This is a genomic window from Streptomyces sp. NPDC050416, from assembly GCF_044458845.1.
Taxonomy (GTDB): domain Bacteria; phylum Actinomycetota; class Actinomycetes; order Streptomycetales; family Streptomycetaceae; genus Streptomyces.
The window spans coordinates 38,047-57,001 of sequence record NZ_JBITII010000009.1 but is presented as its reverse complement, the minus strand read 5'-3'; the positions used below and the strand labels follow the sequence as shown (position 1 = coordinate 57,001).

Annotated in this window: 20 protein-coding genes; 10 read left to right on the top strand and 10 right to left on the bottom strand. The window is 72.3% G+C overall.

Going from position 1 to position 18,955, the window contains the following annotated elements:
• The first annotated feature begins 641 nt into the window (after window positions 1-641).
• A complete protein-coding gene (locus ACIBL4_RS26565) occupies window positions 642-1,349 on the top strand; it encodes an LPXTG cell wall anchor domain-containing protein (RefSeq protein WP_399414267.1) in 708 nt (235 codons plus the stop codon).
• Window positions 1,350-1,410: 61 nt separating this feature from the next.
• A complete protein-coding gene (locus tag ACIBL4_RS26560) occupies window positions 1,411-2,433 on the top strand; it encodes a hypothetical protein (protein WP_399414572.1) in 1,023 nt (340 codons plus the stop codon).
• A gap of 111 nt (window positions 2,434-2,544) precedes the next feature.
• Here the strand turns inward: ACIBL4_RS26560 and ACIBL4_RS26555 are convergent, their stop codons facing one another.
• A complete protein-coding gene (locus ACIBL4_RS26555) occupies window positions 2,545-4,083 on the bottom strand; it encodes a peptide MFS transporter (RefSeq protein WP_399414265.1) in 1,539 nt (512 codons plus the stop codon).
• Between the two features lie 529 nt (window positions 4,084-4,612).
• On the opposite strand from ACIBL4_RS26555, the gene ACIBL4_RS26550 reads away from it, so the two are divergent.
• Window positions 4,613-5,290, top strand: coding sequence for a response regulator transcription factor (locus ACIBL4_RS26550; protein ID WP_399414263.1), 678 nt, complete (start codon window positions 4,613-4,615; stop codon window positions 5,288-5,290).
• Window positions 5,291-5,328: 38 nt separating this feature from the next.
• On the top strand, window positions 5,329-6,606 hold the full coding sequence (locus ACIBL4_RS26545) for an ATP-binding protein (RefSeq protein ID WP_399414261.1): 1,278 nt from the start codon (window positions 5,329-5,331) through the stop codon (window positions 6,604-6,606).
• A gap of 16 nt (window positions 6,607-6,622) precedes the next feature.
• Here the strand turns inward: ACIBL4_RS26545 and ACIBL4_RS26540 are convergent, their stop codons facing one another.
• Window positions 6,623-7,129, bottom strand: coding sequence for a GtrA family protein (locus ACIBL4_RS26540; RefSeq protein WP_399414259.1), 507 nt, complete (start codon window positions 7,127-7,129; stop codon window positions 6,623-6,625).
• 162 nt (window positions 7,130-7,291) lie between these two features.
• Between ACIBL4_RS26540 and ACIBL4_RS26535 the strand changes: the two genes are divergently transcribed.
• The 3 genes from ACIBL4_RS26535 to ACIBL4_RS26525 are packed head-to-tail and all read left to right on the top strand — an operon-like array spanning window position 7,292 to window position 10,139.
• Entirely contained in the window at window positions 7,292-8,431 is a 1,140-nt protein-coding gene (locus ACIBL4_RS26535; RefSeq protein WP_399414257.1) for a 5-(carboxyamino)imidazole ribonucleotide synthase, read from the top strand.
• Window positions 8,428-8,955, top strand: coding sequence for a 5-(carboxyamino)imidazole ribonucleotide mutase (gene purE / locus ACIBL4_RS26530; protein ID WP_399414255.1), 528 nt, complete (start codon window positions 8,428-8,430; stop codon window positions 8,953-8,955). The genes ACIBL4_RS26535 and purE overlap by 4 nt, the downstream gene beginning before the upstream one ends.
• A gap of 5 nt (window positions 8,956-8,960) precedes the next feature.
• Window positions 8,961-10,139, top strand: coding sequence for a dipeptidase (locus ACIBL4_RS26525; protein WP_399414253.1), 1,179 nt, complete (start codon window positions 8,961-8,963; stop codon window positions 10,137-10,139).
• Here the strand turns inward: ACIBL4_RS26525 and ACIBL4_RS26520 are convergent.
• On the bottom strand, window positions 10,088-11,221 hold the full coding sequence (locus tag ACIBL4_RS26520; RefSeq protein WP_399414251.1) for an alkene reductase: 1,134 nt from the start codon (window positions 11,219-11,221) through the stop codon (window positions 10,088-10,090). The genes ACIBL4_RS26525 and ACIBL4_RS26520 overlap by 52 nt on opposite strands.
• Before the next feature lie 53 nt (window positions 11,222-11,274).
• Between ACIBL4_RS26520 and ACIBL4_RS26515 the strand changes: the two genes are divergently transcribed.
• On the top strand, window positions 11,275-11,634 hold the full coding sequence (locus ACIBL4_RS26515; protein WP_399414249.1) for a MerR family transcriptional regulator: 360 nt from the start codon (window positions 11,275-11,277) through the stop codon (window positions 11,632-11,634).
• A 112-nt stretch (window positions 11,635-11,746) separates the two neighbouring features.
• The gene (locus tag ACIBL4_RS26510) at window positions 11,747-12,889 is read left to right on the top strand and encodes a dipeptidase (RefSeq protein ID WP_399414247.1); all 1,143 of its coding nucleotides are present in this window, start codon (window positions 11,747-11,749) and stop codon (window positions 12,887-12,889) included.
• Window positions 12,890-12,901: 12 nt separating this feature from the next.
• On the opposite strand, the gene ACIBL4_RS26505 is transcribed toward ACIBL4_RS26510, so the two are convergent.
• Together ACIBL4_RS26505 and ACIBL4_RS26500 are read right to left on the bottom strand one after the other, a co-directional pair.
• Complete coding sequence (locus ACIBL4_RS26505) at window positions 12,902-13,297, bottom strand: VOC family protein (RefSeq protein ID WP_399414245.1); 396 nt, start codon at window positions 13,295-13,297, stop codon at window positions 12,902-12,904.
• Between the two features lie 14 nt (window positions 13,298-13,311).
• Entirely contained in the window at window positions 13,312-13,683 is a 372-nt protein-coding gene (locus ACIBL4_RS26500) for a VOC family protein (RefSeq protein ID WP_399414243.1), read from the bottom strand.
• 141 nt (window positions 13,684-13,824) lie between these two features.
• Here ACIBL4_RS26500 and ACIBL4_RS26495 point away from each other — a divergent pair, with 141 nt between their 5' ends.
• A complete protein-coding gene (locus ACIBL4_RS26495) occupies window positions 13,825-14,328 on the top strand; it encodes a CGNR zinc finger domain-containing protein (protein WP_399414241.1) in 504 nt (167 codons plus the stop codon).
• Window position 14,329: 1 nt separating this feature from the next.
• On the opposite strand, the gene ACIBL4_RS26490 is transcribed toward ACIBL4_RS26495, so the two are convergent.
• The 5 genes from ACIBL4_RS26490 to ACIBL4_RS26470 form a co-directional block, all read right to left on the bottom strand.
• Window positions 14,330-15,019 (bottom strand): cupredoxin family copper-binding protein, encoded by a 690-nt coding sequence (locus ACIBL4_RS26490; RefSeq protein ID WP_399414239.1) that lies wholly within the window; start codon window positions 15,017-15,019, stop codon window positions 14,330-14,332.
• A 32-nt stretch (window positions 15,020-15,051) separates the two neighbouring features.
• Window positions 15,052-15,549, bottom strand: coding sequence for a hypothetical protein (locus ACIBL4_RS26485; protein ID WP_399414237.1), 498 nt, complete (start codon window positions 15,547-15,549; stop codon window positions 15,052-15,054).
• A 120-nt stretch (window positions 15,550-15,669) separates the two neighbouring features.
• Entirely contained in the window at window positions 15,670-16,683 is a 1,014-nt protein-coding gene (locus tag ACIBL4_RS26480; protein ID WP_399414235.1) for a cupredoxin family copper-binding protein, read from the bottom strand.
• A 25-nt stretch (window positions 16,684-16,708) separates the two neighbouring features.
• On the bottom strand, window positions 16,709-18,043 hold the full coding sequence (locus tag ACIBL4_RS26475; protein WP_399414233.1) for a copper resistance CopC/CopD family protein: 1,335 nt from the start codon (window positions 18,041-18,043) through the stop codon (window positions 16,709-16,711).
• Window positions 18,040-18,660 (bottom strand): hypothetical protein, encoded by a 621-nt coding sequence (locus ACIBL4_RS26470; RefSeq protein ID WP_399414231.1) that lies wholly within the window; start codon window positions 18,658-18,660, stop codon window positions 18,040-18,042. Before ACIBL4_RS26470 ends, ACIBL4_RS26475 begins: the two co-directional genes overlap by 4 nt.
• Window positions 18,661-18,955 lie beyond the last annotated feature (295 nt).

The window sequence follows — 18,955 nt, the reverse complement described above, 5'->3', positions numbered from 1 at the left end:
CTTGGCCGATCCGGGGCGCTGCGAGCGCGCCGGGTGGCGGTGGCTTCGGCTGTTCCTGGATGCCCGTCCGGGGCGAGCTCGGGCTGTTTCCTGGGCGCCCGTCCGGGGCGGGCTTCGGATTTCCCGGGGGCCGTCGGGGTGGGGCTTCGGCCGTTTTCCGGGTGACCGTGCGGCTGCGTCCGCGGCTTCGGCTGGGTCTCGGGTGGCCGACCGCGTTACGGCCCGCGCACTCCGTAGGTGATCGACCGCAGTACGGGCCGTGCACCCCGTAGGTGAACGACCGGGCGCGGCTTCGGCTGTCCGGGTGACCGGACGGGTGCGGACTCCCGGCTCTCCTCGTACGGCCGTTCGGGTGAAGGGCTGAGCGGGCAGTTCGCCGGTGGCTGCACGTCGCCCGGCTGCACAACTGCCCCGCGTGACGGCTGCACCACTGCCCCGCGTGACAACTGCCCCGCTGGGTGCCTGCCCGGCCGCCCGCCCGCCCGCCCTCACCGAACCTCCGCCGCACATCCCCCTCCCCGCCCCCCACTCCGGATCGCCACAGATCCGGCGCGCACTGTGTCTTCCTTCCTCAACGCCCCGGGCGTACCTTGACGGCCCGATCTGATGCACCGTCAGGAAACAGGAAGGGGAGCGGCTCCGTGTCGTACCGGAATCGAACCGCCGCGCTCGCGTCCGCCGCGGCCCTGGCCGGCTCGGCGGTGTTGATCGCCGCCCCCACGGCCCGGGCCGAGGTCGTCGACGTCAACTACCAGTGCAAGACGCCGATCGGCGACAAGAGCGCCGTCTCGCCCATCGACATCAAGGGTGTCAAGAGCGGCAGCGGCTACCGGATCACCATGTCCTGGCAGAAGGGCGTCTCCTCCAGCCCGGTCGAACTGGGCAAGGGCGCGATGACCCCGAGCGCCACCATCGCCCTGGGCGGCGCGGACAGCGGCACCCTGGCGGTGACCGGCCCCGCCAACGACGCCGCGATCCCCGCCAACACGCCGATCAAGATCAACGACCTGAGCGGCACGTACACGCCGAAGAAGAGCGGCGAGGTCTCCTTCACGGCCGGCGTGCTCACCATCAAGGCGCTCGGCACGACGACCACGTGCACGCCGACGAACGACCCTGGCCCGTCCCTGACCCTCGACGTCACGGCCACGAGCGGCGGCGGTGCCACCGGCTCCACCCAGGGCGGCGGCTCCAACGCGGGATCCGGCTCCGGCGACGAGCTCCCGCAGACCGGCCCGGAGGACTCGGCCGTAGCCCTCGGCACCCTGGGCGGAACCGTCCTGCTCGCCGGCGCGGCGGGCGCCCTGTGGCTGACACGACGTCACCGGACAGCGCGAGTACGCCACTGAGCGCACCCCCGCACCCCCCGCACGACCGCTGGAGCCGCCGATGCAGACGATGCCGTACGTGATGCCGTCCGTCGCCCGTGTCCCGCACCTGTCACCGCGTCTCCTGCTGTCCCTCGTCCTGCCCCTCCTGCTGGTGCTCCCGCTGGGTCTGGTGGGCGCCGGGCCCGCCGGGGCGGCGGACCGACCGGTCGTCGAGCTGTCCAGGGCCCAGGCCGGGACGGGCGGCTCGGTCATCGTCACCGGCAGCGGCTGGCGTCCGCGTGCCCTGCTGACGCTGCTGGTCTGCGGGCAGGCCGAGCCGTCCCGGGGCGTGACCGGCGGCACCAACTCCTGCGCCAACGCCGACGGCCGGGCCGTCACCACCGACGCCGAAGGGCGCTTCCGCCGTGAACTGCCCGTCGTGGAGCCGCCCGTGCCGTGCCCCTGCGTGGTGCACGTGGCCACGGTGACGGGGGCGGGGGCCGAGGCCGACGCGGTCCTCCGAGTCGCCGGGCACGCGGTCGAGCCGCTGTCCGCCGACCGGGCCGGCGGGCGGCTTTCCCTGCTCGCGGACACCCGGCTGCGGGGCTCCGGCGGGCTGCTGACCTGGTTCGGCTCCCCGCCCGCCCGGACACTCGTGGTCACCGTGGGGAACGTCGGGACGTCCCCCGTTAAGGACCCCGTCTTCCAGGTCGGCACCTCCCACGGCGTGTTCGCCCCGCAGTGGCAGGACCAGCGCTGGCGCGGCACGATCCGGCCCGGAGGCAAGGCCCGCATCGAACTCCCCCTGCGGCTCGCGGCCGGGGCGCACGGCGACTACACCGTGTCCCTCAAGTACGGCGGCAAGATCCTCGCCGAGCACCCCTGGGGCGTGGGCCGCCCCTGGGGCGTGACCCTGTTCTGGGTCCTCGTCTGCATGGTCGTCCCGGCGGCGCTGTTCCGTGCCGGCCTGGCCGTCGTGGACCACGCCCGCCCCCGCCACGCCGTGCACGCGGCCCGCCCGCCCCGCCGCCGCCTGCGCCTGCGCTTGCCCGTCACCCGCCGGCCCCCGGCCCTGCCGTGGGTCTCCCCGGACGCCGAACCGCCGAGCTCCACGAGGACATGAGACAAGGACGCCGGACAAGGTCATCGGAGGAGGTCATCGGACAAGGACACGAGAAGGGCCGCCGCACCTCGAAGGTGCGGCGGCCCGTTCCTCAGGGCCCGGCGGGACGCCTCAGTGGACGTCGCCCATCAGCGCCTTGACCTTCCTGCGGTACATGTACACCGCGCCACCCGCCAGGGCGGCGAGGACCGCCTCGGCCGCGACCGCGCCCGTGCCGCTCAGGTCGACGCCCCCGACGGCCGGGTTGGAGAGCAGACCCGTCACCGAGTCGCCCGCCGTGACCGCGAGGAACCAGACGCCCATCATCTGGCTGGCGTACTTGGCCGGGGCCATCTTCGTCGTCACCGACAGGCCGACCGGCGAGAGGCACAGCTCACCGACGGTCTGGATCAGGTAGATGCCCACCAGCCACATCGGGCTGACCAGCGTGTCACCGCCGGCCATGCCCAGCGGCAGCAGGAAGAAGAAGAACGAGACGCCGATGAAGAACAGGGCCGCGGCGAACTTGGCGACGGTGCTCGGCTCCTTGCCCTTGCGGTTCAGCCACAGCCAGAACCAGGCGAAGACCGGAGCCAGGGCCATGATGAACACCGGGTTCAGCGACTGGTACCAGGACGACGGGAAGTCGAAGCCGAGCAGCGAGCCGGAGGCCTTCGTCTCACCGAACGCCTGGACCGTGGAACCGCCCTGGTCGTAGATCATCCAGAAGGCGGCGGCCGCGACGAAGAACCAGATGTAGCCGGTCATCTTCGACTGCTCGACGTCGCTGAGCTCCTTGTCCCGCTTGATGCGGATCAGCACACCGGCCGGAATGACCAGACCGATCACCGTGAGCGGGATCATCGCCCAATTGAGGGTGAAGTGGCCGGTGAGGCCGACGACGCCGTAGAAGACCGCCGCGACGGCCAGCCAGAGCAGGCCCTTGCGCAGCCAGGACGCGCGCTCCTCGGCCGCCAGCGGCTTGGGCACGACGCTGCTCTGCGGGCTCAGGTTCCGGGTGCCGACGAGGAAGGCCACGAGGCCGATGCCCATACCGACCGCGGCCAGACCGAAGCCGAGGTGCCAGCTCACCTGCTGGCCGACCGTGCCGATGATCAGCGGCGCGAAGAAGGCACCCATGTTGATGCCCATGTAGAAGATCGTGAAGCCGCCGTCACGGCGCGGGTCCTCCGGGCCGTCGTAGAGGTGGCCGACCATGGTGGAGATGTTGGCCTTGAGCAGGCCCGAGCCCAGTGCCACCAGGGCCAGACCCGCGAAGAAGGGCGCCTGGCCGCCGGGCAGGGCCAGCACCAGGTGACCGGCCATGATCGTGACGGCCGCGATCGCCACGGTCTTGCGCGGGCCCCAGACCCGGTCGCCGAGCCAGCCGCCGGGCATGGCGAGCAGGTACACCATCGACAGGTACACCGAGTAGATCGCCGTGGTGGTGGCGAGGTCCATCCCGAGCCCGCCGCCCATGCTGCCCTTCTTGGCGTCGGGCCCGCCGGAGAGCAGGTACACGACGAGCAGGGCCCGCATGCCGTAGAAGCTGAACCGCTCCCACATCTCGGTCATGAACAGAGTGGCCAGTCCGCGGGGGTGGCCGAAGAAGGTCTTCTCGGAGCCGGGGATGTCCGGGCGGGCCGAGTCCTTCGTCAGGCTGGACGCCATGATCGTTCCTTGCTGGTCGGGACGCGCTCCGCAGCAGCGGTGGGTGCGCCCGGGGGGAGCTGCCGGCACCGGTTCGTACGGCCGTCCGCCCGACGCCTACGGGGGTCCGCTCCGGGTCACGGAGCGGCGGGCGGTCGCCACCGGGATCCACGCCTCTACGCGCGTATCCGCACGAGGAGGCCCGGCCACAGGTCGTTTCAGGTCCGGGGGGCCGGCGAGCCGGCCCACGCACAGACCCGCACACAAAAGAGACCTCCAGGGGCAAACGGCCTCCGAAGGTCGCCATGGTGCTACAGGCGTTGATTCACCATACGGCAGGACACCGCCGTATATGGAAGGACTTGAGACACGGATCACAGGTTTCAGGGGAACCGCAAGCCCTATTTCCATGGTCCTTACCAGGATCGCACCCCACAGGCAGAGGTCTGAGCACCTACCCGCAGTTCGTAAGAAACGGGTGTGCCGCGGGTAAGAATCAAGGCTTCCGGTCACACCCCAGCTCAGGGGCTTGCGGGACTACCATCACCTCATGACCCGTGTACTGCTCGCCGAGGACGACGCGTCCATCTCGGAGCCTCTCGCCCGTGCTCTGCGCCGGGAGGGCTACGAGGTCGAGGTGCGTGAGGACGGACCCACGGCGCTCGACGCCGGAATGCAGGGTGGCGTCGACCTGGTCGTGCTCGACCTGGGTCTGCCCGGCATGGACGGTCTGGAGGTGGCCCGCCGCCTGCGGGGCGAAGGCCACAGCATCCCGATCCTCATCCTGACCGCGCGCGCCGACGAGGTGGACACCGTCGTCGGGCTCGACGCGGGCGCCGACGACTACGTCACCAAGCCGTTCCGGCTCGCCGAGCTGCTGGCCCGCGTCCGCGCCCTGCTGCGCCGCGGCGCCACCGAGCCGCAGCAGCCGCCCGCCACCCACGGCGTGCGGATCGACGTCGAGTCGCACCGCGCCTGGATGGGCGAGGAGGAGCTCCAGCTCACCGCCAAGGAGTTCGACCTGCTGCGGGTGCTGGTGCGCGACGCGGGCCGGGTCGTCACCCGCGACCAGCTGATGCGCGAGGTCTGGGACACCACCTGGTGGTCGTCGACCAAGACCCTCGACATGCACATCTCCTGGCTGCGCAAGAAGCTCGGCGACGACGCGGCCAACCCCCGGTACATCGCCACGGTGCGCGGCGTGGGCTTCCGATTCGAGAAGAGCTGAGCCGCGGGGCAGGCACGGGTAGGCACGGGTAACGGGACATGCGCCGCCGACTGATCCAGTCCACGCTCGCCGTGGTGCTCGTCGTGATCGCCGTCTTCGGGGTCTCCCTCGTCATCGTCGAGACCAGGACGATCAGCAACAGCGCCCAGGAGCGGGTGGAGTCCGAGGCGGTCCGGCTGGCCAGCATCGTCGACAGCCGGCTCTTCGGGGCGCAGCAGGTCGACGCGGAGGTACTGCGCGACCAGATCACGCAGAACCGTTACTACGCGGTGATCCGGATCCCCGGGGAAGCGCCCATCGAGGTCGGCACCAAGCCGACCGGTGACGTCATCAGCGCCAGCGCGCCCGGCGAGGAGGGTGAGACGGTCACCGTCCAGGAGCCGCGCTCCTCGGTGACCCGCGAGGTCGGCCGCACTCTGCTGATCATCGCGCTGGTCGCGCTGCTCGCCGTGGTGGCCGCGGTGCTGCTGGCGGTGCGCCAGGCGAACCGGCTGGCGTCGCCGCTGACCGACCTGGCGGAGACGGCCGAGCGGCTCGGCTCGGGCGATCCGCGACCCCGGCACAAGCGGTACGGCGTGCCCGAGCTGGACCGGGTCGCGGACGTACTGGACGGCTCGGCCGAGCGCATCGCGCGCATGCTCACCGCCGAGCGGCGGCTGGCCGCGGACGCCTCCCACCAGCTGCGGACGCCGCTCACCGCCCTGTCCATGCGGCTGGAGGAGATCACCCTCACCGACGACCCGGACACGGTGAAGGAAGAGGCGACGATCGCGCTGACGCAGGTCGAGCGGCTGACGGACGTCGTGGAGCGGCTGCTGACGAACTCCCGCGACCCGCGCACCGGCTCCGCCGTCACCTTCGACCTCGACGAGGTCATCCAGCAGCAGCTCGCCGAGTGGCGCCCCGCCTACCGCAGCGCGGGCCGGGCGATCGTCAGCTCCGGCAAGCGGCACCTCGAGGCCGTCGGCACACCGGGAGCGGTCGCGCAGGTGCTGGCCGCGCTGATCGAGAACTCCCTGATGCACGGCGGCGGCACGGTGGCGCTGCGCACCCGCGTCACCGGCAACCAGGCCGTCATCGAGGTCACGGACGAGGGCCCCGGGGTCCCCGCCGATCTCGGCGCCCGGATCTTCGAGCGGGCCATCAGCGGCCGCAACTCCACGGGCATCGGCCTGGCCGTGGCCCGCGACCTGGCGGAAGCGGATGGCGGCCGCCTGGAGATGCTCCAGACCAAGCCGCCGGTGTTCGCCCTGTTCCTGTCCCGCACGCCCGTCGGGAAGTCCCACGGCGGCCAGGACGAGCCGATGATCCGCTGACGCGTCCCACGACGGCTTACGGCACCCGCTGATTGCTCCGCGACCGCCTGGCCCGCTCGTCCTTCAGGATCGATTCCGCGTCCGCCACCGCCTCACGGGCCGGGAGGGCGCGGAACACCCAGCTGCGGTACGACCAGAAGCGGAACAGCGTGGCGACGCCGATGCCGAGGAACTTGAAGATGTTGTTCTGCAGGGGGGTGTCCCAGCCGAAGCCGTACGTGGCCGCGTACAGGATGCCGTTCTCGATGACCAGGCCGACCGCGCTGAACAGCAGGAACAGGCTCATTTCCCGCGTACGGCGGCTCTTGTCGCGGTCGCGGTAGGTGAAGTAGCGGAAGCCGACGTAGTTGAAGACGATCGCCACGACCGTCGCGATGACGCTCGCGCGCACCACCGGGAGGTCGGTGACGTGCCGCACCAGGTTGAACACGAGGAGGTTGACGAGCACCCCGGCACCGCCCACCGCGCCGAACTTGGCGACTTCGTGGACGAGCCGTCGGAGCCGCGAGGCACCATGTCCCATGGTCGTGCAGGCCCCCGTCCGTGGTCGGCGTCAACCCAGCCATGCTAACCACCCTTCAGCGCGATCTTCCTGCGGGCGGCGGTGGGCGGCCGGAGATGGTCCGGACGGGGCCGGGGTGGGACAGGAAACCGGCCACCTTGGCGCGGCAGATACCCTGGGGGCGTGACTTTCCCGGTAGTCGGCATGGTCGGCGGGGGCCAGCTCGCTCGTATGACACACGAGGCAGGCATCCCGCTGGGCATCAGGTTCAAGCTCCTCAGTGACACCCCGCAGGACTCAGCTGCGCAGGTCGTGAACGATGTCGTCGTCGGCGACTATCGCGACCTGGAGACGCTGCGCGCCTTCGCACGCGGGTGCGATGTGATCACCTTCGATCACGAACACGTACCCACCGAGCACCTCAGGGCCCTGGAGGCGGACGGCATCCCCGTGCGCCCCGGCCCCGACGCGCTCGTGCACGCCCAGGACAAGGGCGTGATGCGCGCGAAGCTCGACGCGATCGGCGTGCCCTGCCCCAGACACAGAATCGTTTCCGATCCGCAGGACGTGGCGGCCTTCGCCGCCGAGGGTGACGGTTTCCCCGTCGTTCTCAAGACCGTCCGCGGCGGCTACGACGGCAAGGGCGTGTGGGTCGTCGACTCCGTCGAGGAGGCCGCCGACCCGTTCAGGGCCGGTGTCCCCGTGCTCGCCGAGGAGAAGGTCGACTTCGTCCGCGAGCTCGCCGCCAACGTCGTGCGTTCCCCGCACGGCCAGGCCGTCGCCTACCCGGTCGTGGAGTCCCGCCAGGTCAACGGCGTCTGCGACACGGTGATCGCGCCCGCCCCCGGCCTCGACGAGGGCCTCGCCCTGCGGGCCGAGGAGATGGCGCTGAACATCGCCAAGGAACTCGGCGTCGTCGGGCACCTCGCCGTCGAGCTGTTCCAGACCCGCGACGGCCGCATCCTCGTCAACGAACTCGCGATGCGCCCGCACAACTCCGGCCACTGGTCGATGGACGGCGCGGTCACCAGCCAGTTCGCCAACCACGTCCGGGCGGTCCTGGACCTGCCCCTCGGCGACCCGCGCCCGCGCGCGAAGTGGACGGTCATGGTCAACGTCCTCGGCGGCGACTACCCGGACATGTACTCCGCGTACCTGCACTGCATGGCCCGCGACCCCCAGCTCAAGATCCACATGTACGGCAAGGACGTGAAGCCCGGCCGCAAGGTCGGTCACGTCAACACCTACGGCGACGACCTGGACGACGTGCTGGAGCGCGCCCGTCACGCAGCCGGTTACCTGAGAGGCACGATCACCGAATGAGCCCTGTTGTCGGCATCGTCATGGGGTCGGACAGCGACTGGCCCGTCATGGAGGCAGCCGCCAAGGCCCTCGACGAGTTCGAGATCGCCTACGAGGTGGACGTCGTCTCCGCGCACCGCATGCCGCGCGAGATGGTCGCCTACGGCGAGCAGGCCGACGAGCGTGGGCTCAAGGTGATCATCGCCGGGGCCGGCGGCGCCGCCCACCTGCCCGGCATGCTCGCCTCCGTCACCCCGCTGCCGGTCATCGGCGTGCCCGTACCGCTGAAGTACCTCGACGGCATGGACAGCCTGCTGTCGATCGTGCAGATGCCGGCCGGTGTCCCGGTCGCCACGGTCTCCGTCGCCGGTGCCCGTAACGCCGGTCTGCTCGCGGCCCGCATCCTCGCCGCGCACGACGACGAGCTCCGCGGCCGCATGCGCGACTTCCAGCAGGAGCTCAACGACCAGGCCACCGAGAAGGGCAAGCGCCTGCGCTCCAAGGTCGAGGGCTCGGGCGGCTTCGGCTTCGGCGCGGGGAAGTGACGACGATGACCTCCGCGGAGGCGGTCCGGGAACTCCTGAGAGAGTTCCCGGTCGTCGACGGGCACAACGACCTGCCCTGGGCGCTGCGCGAGCAGGTCCGCTACGACCTCGACGCCCGCGATGTCGCCGCCGACCAGAGCGCCCACCTGCACACCGACATCCCGCGGCTGCGCGCGGGCGGGGTCGGTGCGCAGTACTGGTCGGTGTACGTCCGTACGGACCTGCCCGACCCGGTCGCGGCCACGCTCGAACAGATCGACTGCGTACGGCAGTTGATCGACCGCCACCCGGAGGACCTGCGGCCCGCGCTGACGGCCGCCGACATGGAGGCCGCGCGCCGGGAGGGCCGGATCGCCTCCCTCATGGGCGCGGAGGGCGGGCACTCCATCGCCAACTCCCTGGGCACCCTGCGGGGTCTGTACGCGCTGGGCGTGCGCTATCTGACGCTCACCCACAACGACAACGTGGACTGGGCGGACTCCGCGACCGACGAACCCAGGTCCGGCGGCCTCACCGCGTTCGGCCGGGAGGTCGTGCGGGAGATGAACCGGCTCGGCATGCTCGTCGACCTCTCCCACGTGGCGGCGACGACCATGCGCGACGCGCTCGACACGAGCTCCGCCCCGGTGATCTTCTCCCACTCCTCGGCGCGGGCCGTGTGCGACCACCCGCGCAACATCCCGGACGACGTCCTGGAGCGGCTGCCCGCCAACGGCGGCGTCGCGATGGTGACGTTCGTGCCGAAGTTCGTGCTCCAGGCCGCCGTCGAGTGGACGGCCGCGGCCGACGAGAACATGCGCGCCCACGGCTTCCACCACCTCGACACCACCGCGGAGGCCATGAAGGTCCACCGTGCCTTCGAGGAGCGGCACCCGCGCCCGGTCGCCACGGTGTCCACGGTCGCCGACCACCTGGACCACATGCGCGAGGCGGCCGGCATCGACCACCTCGGCATCGGCGGCGACTACGACGGCACGGCCTTTACCCCCGACGGCCTGGACGACGTCTCCGGCTACCCGAACCTGATCGCGGAACTCATGGACCGCGGCTGGTCCAAGGCCGACCTGGCGAAGCTGACCTGGAAGAACGCGGTCCGGGTGCTGGACGCGGCGCAGGCCGTGGCCCGGGGGCTTCAGGCGACGCGGTCGCCGTCCAACAAGACGATCGAGTCGCTCGACGGCTGAGCGTCGAGGGCGGGGTAGTCGGTGTAGCCGGTCGCCCCGCCCACGTACATGAAGTACCGGTCGCGCATCTCGTTCAGGGGCGCCCCGAGCCGCAGCCGCGTCACCAGATCCGGGTTGGCGAGGAAGGGCCGGCCGAGCGCGATCAGGTCCGCACCGGCGGCCAGCAGGTCCTCGGACGCCCGGAGCACAGCCTGCGTGGAGATCTCCTTCAGCACCGGGTTGGCGACGATCACCCCGGGCCAGCCGGCGCGCACCGTGCGGAACACCGGCGTGTCCGGGTCTGCGTACCCCAGGTGCAGATACGCCAGATTCAGGCCGCCCAGCCGTTCGACGAGCGCCGGGTAGATCTCCTCCGTCTCGCCCTCCTCGATGCCGTTGACGGTGTTGCCGGGGGAGACCCTCAGACCCACACGCTCCGCGCCGATCTCGGCGGCCACGGCCTCGGTCACCTCGGCGGTGAACCGGATCCGGGCGGCGACCGGCCCGCCGTAGCCGTCGGTGCGCAGGTTGGTGTTGCGGGCGAGGAACTGGTGGAGCAGATGGCCGTTGGCGGAGTGCACCTCCACCCCCTCGAACCCGGCGTCGGTCGCGTTCCGGGCGGCGCGTGCGAAGTCGGCGACGGTGGTGCGGATGTCCTCGGCGGTCATCTCCCGCGGTACCGGGGCCGGCCGGTGACCCTCCAGCGTGAAGATCGTCTCGGGGAGCGGGACGGGCGAGGGCGCGACCGGCGTCAGCCCGCTGGTCGCCGGGTGGCCGACCCGGCCGCCGTGCTGGAGCTGGAGGAACATCCGGCCGCCCGCGTCGCGCACGGCGTCCGTGACCTGCCGCCAGCCGGCCACGTGCGCGGGGGTGTGGACGGCGGTGATGTTCGGGTACGTCTGCCCGACCGCGTTCGGCGTCGCGGCCTCGGCGATGATCAGCCCGGCGGAGGCGCGCTGGGCGTAGTACGTGGCCATCAGTGGGGTGGGGGTGCCGTCGGCCTCGGCCCGGTTGCGGGTCAGGGGCGCCATCACCAGACGGTTGGGCAGGTCCAGCCCGGGGAGACGAGCCGGTTCGAAGAGTGCTGTCGTGTGCTGCGTCATGCCCGTACGCTAAAACCTGACACTGATGTCAGATTCAAGTCCGGGAGTGGGACGTGCGGATCGGTGAACTGGCCCGGCGTACCAATGTCAGCGAGCGGTCGCTGCGCTACTACGAGAAACAGGGGATGCTCACCGCCGAGCGGACGTCCGGCGGACACCGGGAGTATCCGGAGGCGGCCGTGGACCGGGTCATCCGGATCCAGGAGCTGTTCGCGGCGGGACTGTGCAGCGAGAAGATCGTCCAGCTGCTGCCGTGCCTGCGGGACACGGACGGCGGGCCCTCGGTCCGCGCCACACCCAACCTGGTCGCCGAGCTCACCACCGAGCGTGCCCGCATCGACCGGATGATCGCCGACCTGGTCCGCTCCCGTGACACCCTCGACGAGGTGATCGAGGCGGCCCGGCTGCCCTGAGGGGGTCGCCGCGCGAGCCCGGGACCGTACTCCGAACGCCCCGCCCACCAGGAACCCTTCAGCGCTGCGTGCGACGGTGACCGTACCTCACGAACGACCGTACGGAGCCGCCATGGCAGACCTCCAGGACGACCTGCGCCCCACCGCCGCGGCCGGTGAGTTCGACGACCTGTCCCAGTCGTCCCCCGATGAGGCCGTCATGGCGGCGGACCCGGCGGAGCCCTATGAGCCCGTCTCCGACCCGGACGACGCGCCGATGACCCGGGCCCACGCCATCCTCGCCGCCCACCCCGTCGCCGACGGCTACAACGGACTGCCCTGGGCACTCAGGCGCCTGTCCTACTACGACCTGGAGGAGGGCGAGGGCACCGTCGGCACGGACGTGCCCCGCCTGCGCCGCGGGCATGTGGGCGCGCTGTTCTGGTCGCTGCACCTGCCCGAGGGCCTGGACGGCGACCGGGCCGTCGGCGCCACCCTGGAGCAGTTGGACGTGGCCAAGAGCATCGCCCGGAGCTGCGAGGAGGGGCTGCGGCCGGCCTGTTCGGCGGGGCAGGTCGCGGACGCCCGCAACTGCGGCCGCGTCGCCGTGCTCCTCGGTCCCGCCGGGGCCCCGGCCATGGGTGACTCGCTGGGCGTCCTGCGCCAGCTGCGCTTCCTCGGCCTGCGCGTACTGACGCTGACCGGGGTCTCCTGGGCGAGTGACGCGGGGCTGACGCGGTTCGGCGAGGAAGTCGTGCGCGAGATGAACCGGATCGGTGTGATCGCGGATCTCTCCGGGGCCTCCGCGCCGACCGTCCGCCGGGTGCTGATCCTGTCCCGGGCTCCCGTGCTGTTCAGCCGCTCCGCCGCCCGGGCCCTTCGCCCCCACCCGGTCAACCTCCCCGACGACCTGCTGGCGGAGCTGGGCGCGGCCAAGGGACTGTGCCTGGTGCCGCTGACCGCCGAGCAGACCGGCCCGACCGTCCGCGACGTCGCCGACCATCTCGACCACATCCGGGGCGTGGCCGGGGCGCAGTGCGTCGGGCTGTCCGGTACGTACGACTCGGGCTCGGCCCACCCGCAGGAGCTCGGCGACACCTCCTGCTATCCGCGGCTGATCGCCGAGCTGCTGCGACGCGGCTGGGACGAGGCGGACGTGGCCCTGCTGACCTGGGGCAACGTCCAGCGGATTCTGCGCGGCGCCGACTTCACCGCCCGCGCCGCCCAGCAGCGACGCGAGCCGTCGACGGCGACCATCTCCGAGCTGGACGGATGACCGGCGGGTGACTCAGGGCGTGTGCTCGATCCGGCACAGGCAGAACGGATGCCCCGCCGGGTCGGCGTACACCCGGAAGTCCTTCTTCTCGTAGTCCTCCCGGTCCAGCACCCGCGCCCCCAGCGCCAGCACCCGCTCCTCGGCCGCGTCGATCTCCTCCCAGGTCGACCCGCCGTCGAAGTCCAGGTGGAACTGCTGGGCGTTGCGGTCGGACCGGGGCCACTCCGGCGGGGTGTACCCGGGCGAGCGCTGGAAGGCGAGCCGCGGCCCGCCGGGGATCCGCAGCACCACCCAGTCGGGGTCGTCGTCCTCGGGCGTGCCGCCCCCGACCTGCGCGTAGAAACGGGCCAGCTCGCGCGGATCGGGGCAGTCGACGACGACGGAACGGAAACGTGCCACAGCGGACATGAAGCCTCCCGGTGTCAGCAGGCGCAGAGGCAGAACGGGTGCCCGGCCGGATCGGCATAAACCCGGAACGTCCGCGTCCGGTCCTCGGCGTCCAGCGGCTTCGCGCCGAGCGCCAGCACGCCCTTCTCGGCCGCGTCCAGATCCTCCACGACCAGGTCGAGATGGAACTGCTGAGAGCCGTCGGGCGACGGCCACTTCGGCGGTACGTACCCCGGGGACTGCTGGAAGGCCAGCGCCGCTCCGCCCGGCACCTTCAGGTCGACCCACTCGCCCGAGTCGTCGGACTCCACCGTGGGAGTGCCGCCGAGCACCTCGGCGTAGAAACCGGCCAGTGCGCGCGGGTCGGGACAGTCCAGGACGACGACATCCAGCTTGGCGAGAGCCATGACTTCCTCCTTGAAGCGGCTGTTACCTTGCGGGTCACCTTCGTGGTTACCCTCATAGGCCGGGTAACCGGTAACCGTTACTGCATGCTCCCGCATTGGCGGTAACCTCGCAAGGGGAAACGCGAGAGGTACGGTCCAGCCATGACGGAGAGAGCGCCCGCGCCCGGCGGCCTGGCCCTGGTCGAGGCCCTGGTGAACACGCTGGACATCGAGTCGGGTGCCGACTCGCTGGACACGGCGGAGGGCCGGGCGCGCTTCGGGATCACGCAGGACGAGGTCGAGGACGCCAAGGCGCTGCGTGAGTCGCTGCGCGTGGTCCTGCTCGCCCACGCGGGCCACCCGCCGCACCGCGAGGTGACCCCGCTCGGCGACCTGCTGGCCGGGGCGCCGCTGCTGGTGGCGGTCGACCGCCGGGACGGCTCGGCGGCCCTCGCCCCGGCCGACGGAGGCCCGCTGCTCTCCCGGGTCGCAGCCGCCGTCGCCGAGGCACTGGTCGCCGGCACCTGGAGCAGGCTCAAGGCCTGCGAGGCCACCGACTGCCTCTGGGCGTACTACGACCGCAGCCCGGCCGGCCGGGGCCGCTGGTGCTCGATGCAGGTTTGCGGCGCCCGGGCGAAGATGCGCCGCTACCGGGCGAAGGGCTGACCTACGGCTCCTCCTCCCGTGGCGCCCGGGATGCCTGGGGAGCCGACGCCCGGGAGCCGACCAGGAGCAGGCACAGCACCGCGACCCCGGCCACGATGCCGGTCAGCACGAGCAGCGGGTCGAGGGGGCGGGTGGATGAGGCGGCCGTCTGGGTCTGCGGCTGCTGCGCGGCCTGTGCGGCCGTGGACGGTGACGCCGGCGGTGACTGGCCCGCGGCCGCCGGGGAGGTGGCGGAAGACGGCGACGAGGACGGCATGCGCATCGTCGGCGTCCCGCCGCCCGGCGTGGTGCGGCTCGGCGCGGTCGCCCGGTGCTTCGAGGAGGAGCCGGTGTGGTGCTCGTGCGCCGTCGGTGCCGCCGTCGTCGCCGGTGCCGCCGCACGGACCGTGATCCCGGCCGTCATGTTCGGGTGGACGGTGCAGACGTAGCCGTACGACCCGGCCGTGGTGAACGTGAAGCTCCAGCTCTGTCCCTTGTCGAGCATCGGGGAGTGGATCTGGACGGGGCCCGAGGTGGTCTTCACGTCGTGCGGTGCCGTGTCCTGGTTGGTCCAGGTCACCGTCGACCCGGCCGGGACGCTCAGGCTCGCGGGCGAGAAGGCGTACCCCTTCATCGTCACGCTGTACGAGGCCGCCGACGCCTGCCCGGCCGGCAGCAGCGGCAGGGCGAGGAGCGTCAGGACGGCGGACACGGCGGCACCCCGGGCCGTCCGCCGGGCCGCCCTCACGCGAACTCCGCCGCGACCAGCAGTCGCAGCCGGGTGGCCGGCCGGCGCCACGGCAGCCGGAACCCCGTGGCGCGCCGCAGCAGCCGGTACGGCAGCCGGGCGTGCCCCACGACCAGCAACCGGTCGTCGGCCCGCTCGACCACCCGCAGCCGCAGCAGGACGGGAAAGGCCAGGCCGTCCAGGTCGAGGTCGCCGGTGAGCTGGAGACGGCCGTGGACCTCGTCCACCCGCTCCGAGGTGAGCGCGGCGGACAGCAGGCGGTCGTCGAACTCGTAGCGGAACGAAGGGTGTTCGGCGTCCTCCGGCACGGTGAGGGACGCCCCGCCGAGCGTGACGCGCCGGCGCAGCACGGGCAGCGGTCCGCACCAGGCGGTGAGTTCGGTGAGCGAGCGGCCGGGGGCCACGGTGTACCGGCCGGGCAGCGGCAGCCGGCTGCCGGCGCCGCCGCGCGACGGCGACGGGGGAGGGACGGTGGGCAGGGTGACGGTCGTCATCCCGGTCTCCTTGGAAGGCGGTTCCCGAAGCATGGTGAGGGTGTGGAGAATGGAGCGGGCGCCGCTCCGGCCGGCTGAGCCCCGGCCGGAGCGGCGTCCACCCTGCTGTCGCGGACCGCGTCAGCAGTTGCCGGTGAGGAAGTCCGTCGTGGGCTTGAGCATCTGCCCGGCCCAGACGGTGTGCATCTTCACGTAGGCGTCGGGGTTCAGCAGATCGGTGACCTGCTGCCCGGGCGACTCCTCCAGGTGCGCCTTGTTGATGTGGTTCAGCAGCACGCCGAGCGTGTCGTCTAGCACCGAACCGCCGTCCGCGATCGCGGGCTTGAGGATGCTCTCGACCCACACCGTGTGCGTCCTGAGGTACGAGTCGAGGGCCAGCGCGTCCTGCACCTGCTGCCCCGGCGACCGCTCCAGGTGCGCCGTGTAGAGGTGCTGCAGGATCGGAAGCAGCTCGTTCTGGACGCTGGCGCACTGCTCGTCGCTGCCGCCCGAGCCGCCTCCGCTCCCGCCGCCGGTGCCGCCCGTGGGGGACGGGCCGGTGGTGGGCGCGGTGGTCGGTGCGTGCGTGGGGGCGGGACCTGCCGTGGGGGTGCCCGTCGGGGCAGGCGTCGGGGCGGGCGTCGACCCGCCGCCACCGCCGCCACCGCCGGCCGCGACGACCTTCACCGAGCTGGTCATGTCCGGGTGCACCGCGCAGTAGTACTCGTAGGTCCCGGCCTTGGTGAAGGTGTACGACCAGGAGTCACCCTGCTCCAGCGTCCCCGAGTCGAACTTCACCGGGGCCTTGGTGGTGGTGACCGTGTGCGGCACGCTGTCGTGGTTGGTCCACTGGACGGTCTCGCCGACCTCGACGACGAGCTGCTTCCCGTCGCCGAACTTGTTGCCCATGATGTCGACCTGGTGGTCGGCCTCGGCGGCGGCGGGCCGTGCCTCGGCGGCGGCCACGGGCGCCTGAGCCGCGCCCGTGACCTGCTCCGAGCCGGCCGGTGTGGAACCGGAGACGGCGCTCAGCAATCCGAGGCTGAGCACGGCGGCCAGCGCCGCACCGAGCCCGGCGACGAGCAGACCCCGGTTCCCGGCGGGCGGCCGGCGCCGCCCCTGACCGGTCTCGTCGCTCTCGTTGGTTCGTTTCACTTCTGCTCCTTGTGCTTGGGGGAGTTCAGCGGCCGGGGTCGGCCGTGACCAGCAGACTCGTCACGGCGAGCACGACGAGGACGAGCCCCGTCTCGGCCGCGACCGAGTAACCGAAGGGCCGCACGGTGGCGGCGTCGCCGCGCAGCAGCACGGCGAGATCGAGGCGGGTGCGCACCCACTGGCGGCTCGCGAACGCGGCGAGCAGGACGGCCCCGAGCACGCCCGTCTTCAGCAGGAGCAGCTGCCCGTACGAGGTGTGCAGCAGGGCGTCGTACGACCCCACCACCTGCCAGGCGAGGACCAGTCCGGCGCCGACGATCCCGGTGACACTCACCGCCGCGAGGCGTGAGTAACCCGGCACCACCTCCGCCAGCTCCCCCGCTCGCCGACGCGGCAGCACGGCCAGCGCGAGCACGGCCAGCCCGCCGATCCACAGGGAGGCGCCCAGCAGATGGACGAAGTCGGCGACGGCACCCCACGTGGGCTCGGGGCCCTCGGAGCCGTGGCCCGTCATACCGGTCGTCCGCAGCAGCCCGAACGTCACCGCGAGGGCGCCCACCCGCCAGCCCGGGGAACGGGAGGTGGCGGCACCACCCTGGAGCAGGGCACCGAGCACCACGGCCGCCAGCACCCACAGCAGAGCGCGGGCGGCGAGCACGACCCCGGGCTCGGTGGCCAGCAGATCGGCGTACGTCGCCGGGCGCAGCGCGTCCCGCAGGCCGCCGAGCGTGCCGTAGCCGCCCTGGAGGCCGATGCTCGCGACGGTGGCCGGCAGCCCGACCGTCCAGGCGAGGACGAGCAGCGCCCGGCACCGCGGCTCGTCCGCGCCGCGCGGCCACAGCAGCACCACGAAGGCGAGACCGCCGACGAACAGGGCGAGCGCGAGGTAGCCGGCCCAGCGGGCGGCGACGAGGGCCTTGCGCAGCGCGGGGGAGGGGGCGGGAGTGGAGGCGGCGGCCTCGTCGCCGCCGGTGCCGGCGGCCGGGGCGCCGATGGTGAGGGCGATCCGGCCGGAGGAGGCGTGCCCGTCCTCCGCGTCGACGACGGACCACATGACGGCGATCTCACCGTGCTCCGGGGCGGCGAGCGCCACCCGCACGGCGTCGGCCCCGCCGCCCGGCGCATGGGACACCGGCAGCCGGTCACCGCTCATCGTCAGCACACGGACGTCGGCGAGGTCGACGGCCTCGTCGAAGGTGAGGGTGAGGTGGCCGGGGGCCTTCTTCAGCTCCGCCCCGTCCTTCGGGGCGGAGGAGACGAGCTCGGTGTGGGCGGAGGCGGTCTGGGGCGCCCCGGCCAGGACGTAGAGGAGCGGGGTGAGCAGGAGCAGCAGCAGGGCGCGGCGAGCGGTCGTGGTCACGGGGTCGCCTCCGGCAGGGGGGACGCGATGCCGCCGAGGAGGCTGCCGGCCGAGGCCAGGCCGCCACAGGGGGAGGGCTGCGGAGCGGGGGTCTCGCCCGCGCCGTCGAGCAGCCCGAACACGGGCTCGGTGAGCCCGCCGAGGAGGGGTTGGACGAGGATGACCTCGCCGTCCTCGCAGGTGTCACCGTCGGCCGGGGCGGACCCCGACGGGGTGGGTGTGGGGGTGGGAGAGGGGGAGGGGGAGCCGGTGCCGGTGGGCGGGGAGGGCGTGTGGCCGGTGTGGCCGGACCCGTCCGAGCCGCCGGTGCCGTACCCTGCGTCCGCACCGATTCCGCCGTAGCCGGGCAATGGGCCACCGCCTACGGGGACTTGGCCCGCACCGGCGCCCGGGTCGGATACGCCGGGGCCGCCCGGCGCGGCCGGTGTGGGGTCGGCCGGCGCGGTGGCCGCGGGCGGTGCTGCGGGGGGAGCTGCGGTCTGCGTGCCGCCGGAGGCGGAGGGGGCACCGATGCCCGACGCGTAACCCAGCACGATGACGACGGCGCCGACGAGCGCGCCGGCCACCAACTCGTCGCGGTGATCCCGCGGCCACTCCGCCCGGGAGAACAAGGGCATGGGGCACTCCTGGCATGGTCGGGTCAAGCCAAATGGAAGGTGTGGCGAATGACGACCAGTGGAGTGGAAGGGGGATTCCGTGCAACTACGCGTCTGTTAATCGATTGTTTCCTGACCCTCTCTGTCAGGGGGCCAGGCTGTGAGAACGGTCGATTCCGCGGTCTGCTCGAATGAAATTCGAACTCATATTGGTGATTTCGAGCGCGACGGCATATGTCGAAGCCGGAAGGGGCTGCTGCCCTTGGGGGACCTGGCCGAGCGAGGCCTCGGCGCCGGGCGTGACAGTGAAAGGCGC

Excerpts from the sequence above, each read along its gene's own strand:
- ACIBL4_RS26555 (WP_399414265.1), bottom strand. The coding sequence starts at position 4,083 with ATGGCGTCCAGCCTGACGAAGGACTCGGCCCGCCCGGACATCCCCGGC.
- ACIBL4_RS26510 (WP_399414247.1), top strand. The coding sequence starts at position 11,747 with ATGGCAGACCTCCAGGACGACCTGCGCCCCACCGCCGCGGCCGGTGAG.
- purE (WP_399414255.1), top strand. The coding sequence starts at position 8,428 with ATGAGCCCTGTTGTCGGCATCGTCATGGGGTCGGACAGCGACTGGCCC.
- ACIBL4_RS26485 (WP_399414237.1), bottom strand. The coding sequence starts at position 15,549 with ATGACGACCGTCACCCTGCCCACCGTCCCTCCCCCGTCGCCGTCGCGC.
- ACIBL4_RS26470 (WP_399414231.1), bottom strand. The coding sequence starts at position 18,660 with ATGCCCTTGTTCTCCCGGGCGGAGTGGCCGCGGGATCACCGCGACGAG.
- ACIBL4_RS26525 (WP_399414253.1), top strand. The coding sequence starts at position 8,961 with ATGACCTCCGCGGAGGCGGTCCGGGAACTCCTGAGAGAGTTCCCGGTC.
- ACIBL4_RS26560 (WP_399414572.1), top strand. The coding sequence starts at position 1,411 with ATGCCGTCCGTCGCCCGTGTCCCGCACCTGTCACCGCGTCTCCTGCTG.
- ACIBL4_RS26495 (WP_399414241.1), top strand. The coding sequence starts at position 13,825 with ATGACGGAGAGAGCGCCCGCGCCCGGCGGCCTGGCCCTGGTCGAGGCC.
- ACIBL4_RS26550 (WP_399414263.1), top strand. The coding sequence starts at position 4,613 with ATGACCCGTGTACTGCTCGCCGAGGACGACGCGTCCATCTCGGAGCCT.
- ACIBL4_RS26540 (WP_399414259.1), bottom strand. The coding sequence starts at position 7,129 with ATGGGACATGGTGCCTCGCGGCTCCGACGGCTCGTCCACGAAGTCGCC.
- ACIBL4_RS26505 (WP_399414245.1), bottom strand. The coding sequence starts at position 13,297 with ATGTCCGCTGTGGCACGTTTCCGTTCCGTCGTCGTCGACTGCCCCGAT.
- ACIBL4_RS26545 (WP_399414261.1), top strand. The coding sequence starts at position 5,329 with ATGCGCCGCCGACTGATCCAGTCCACGCTCGCCGTGGTGCTCGTCGTG.
- ACIBL4_RS26500 (WP_399414243.1), bottom strand. The coding sequence starts at position 13,683 with ATGGCTCTCGCCAAGCTGGATGTCGTCGTCCTGGACTGTCCCGACCCG.
- ACIBL4_RS26520 (WP_399414251.1), bottom strand. The coding sequence starts at position 11,221 with ATGACGCAGCACACGACAGCACTCTTCGAACCGGCTCGTCTCCCCGGG.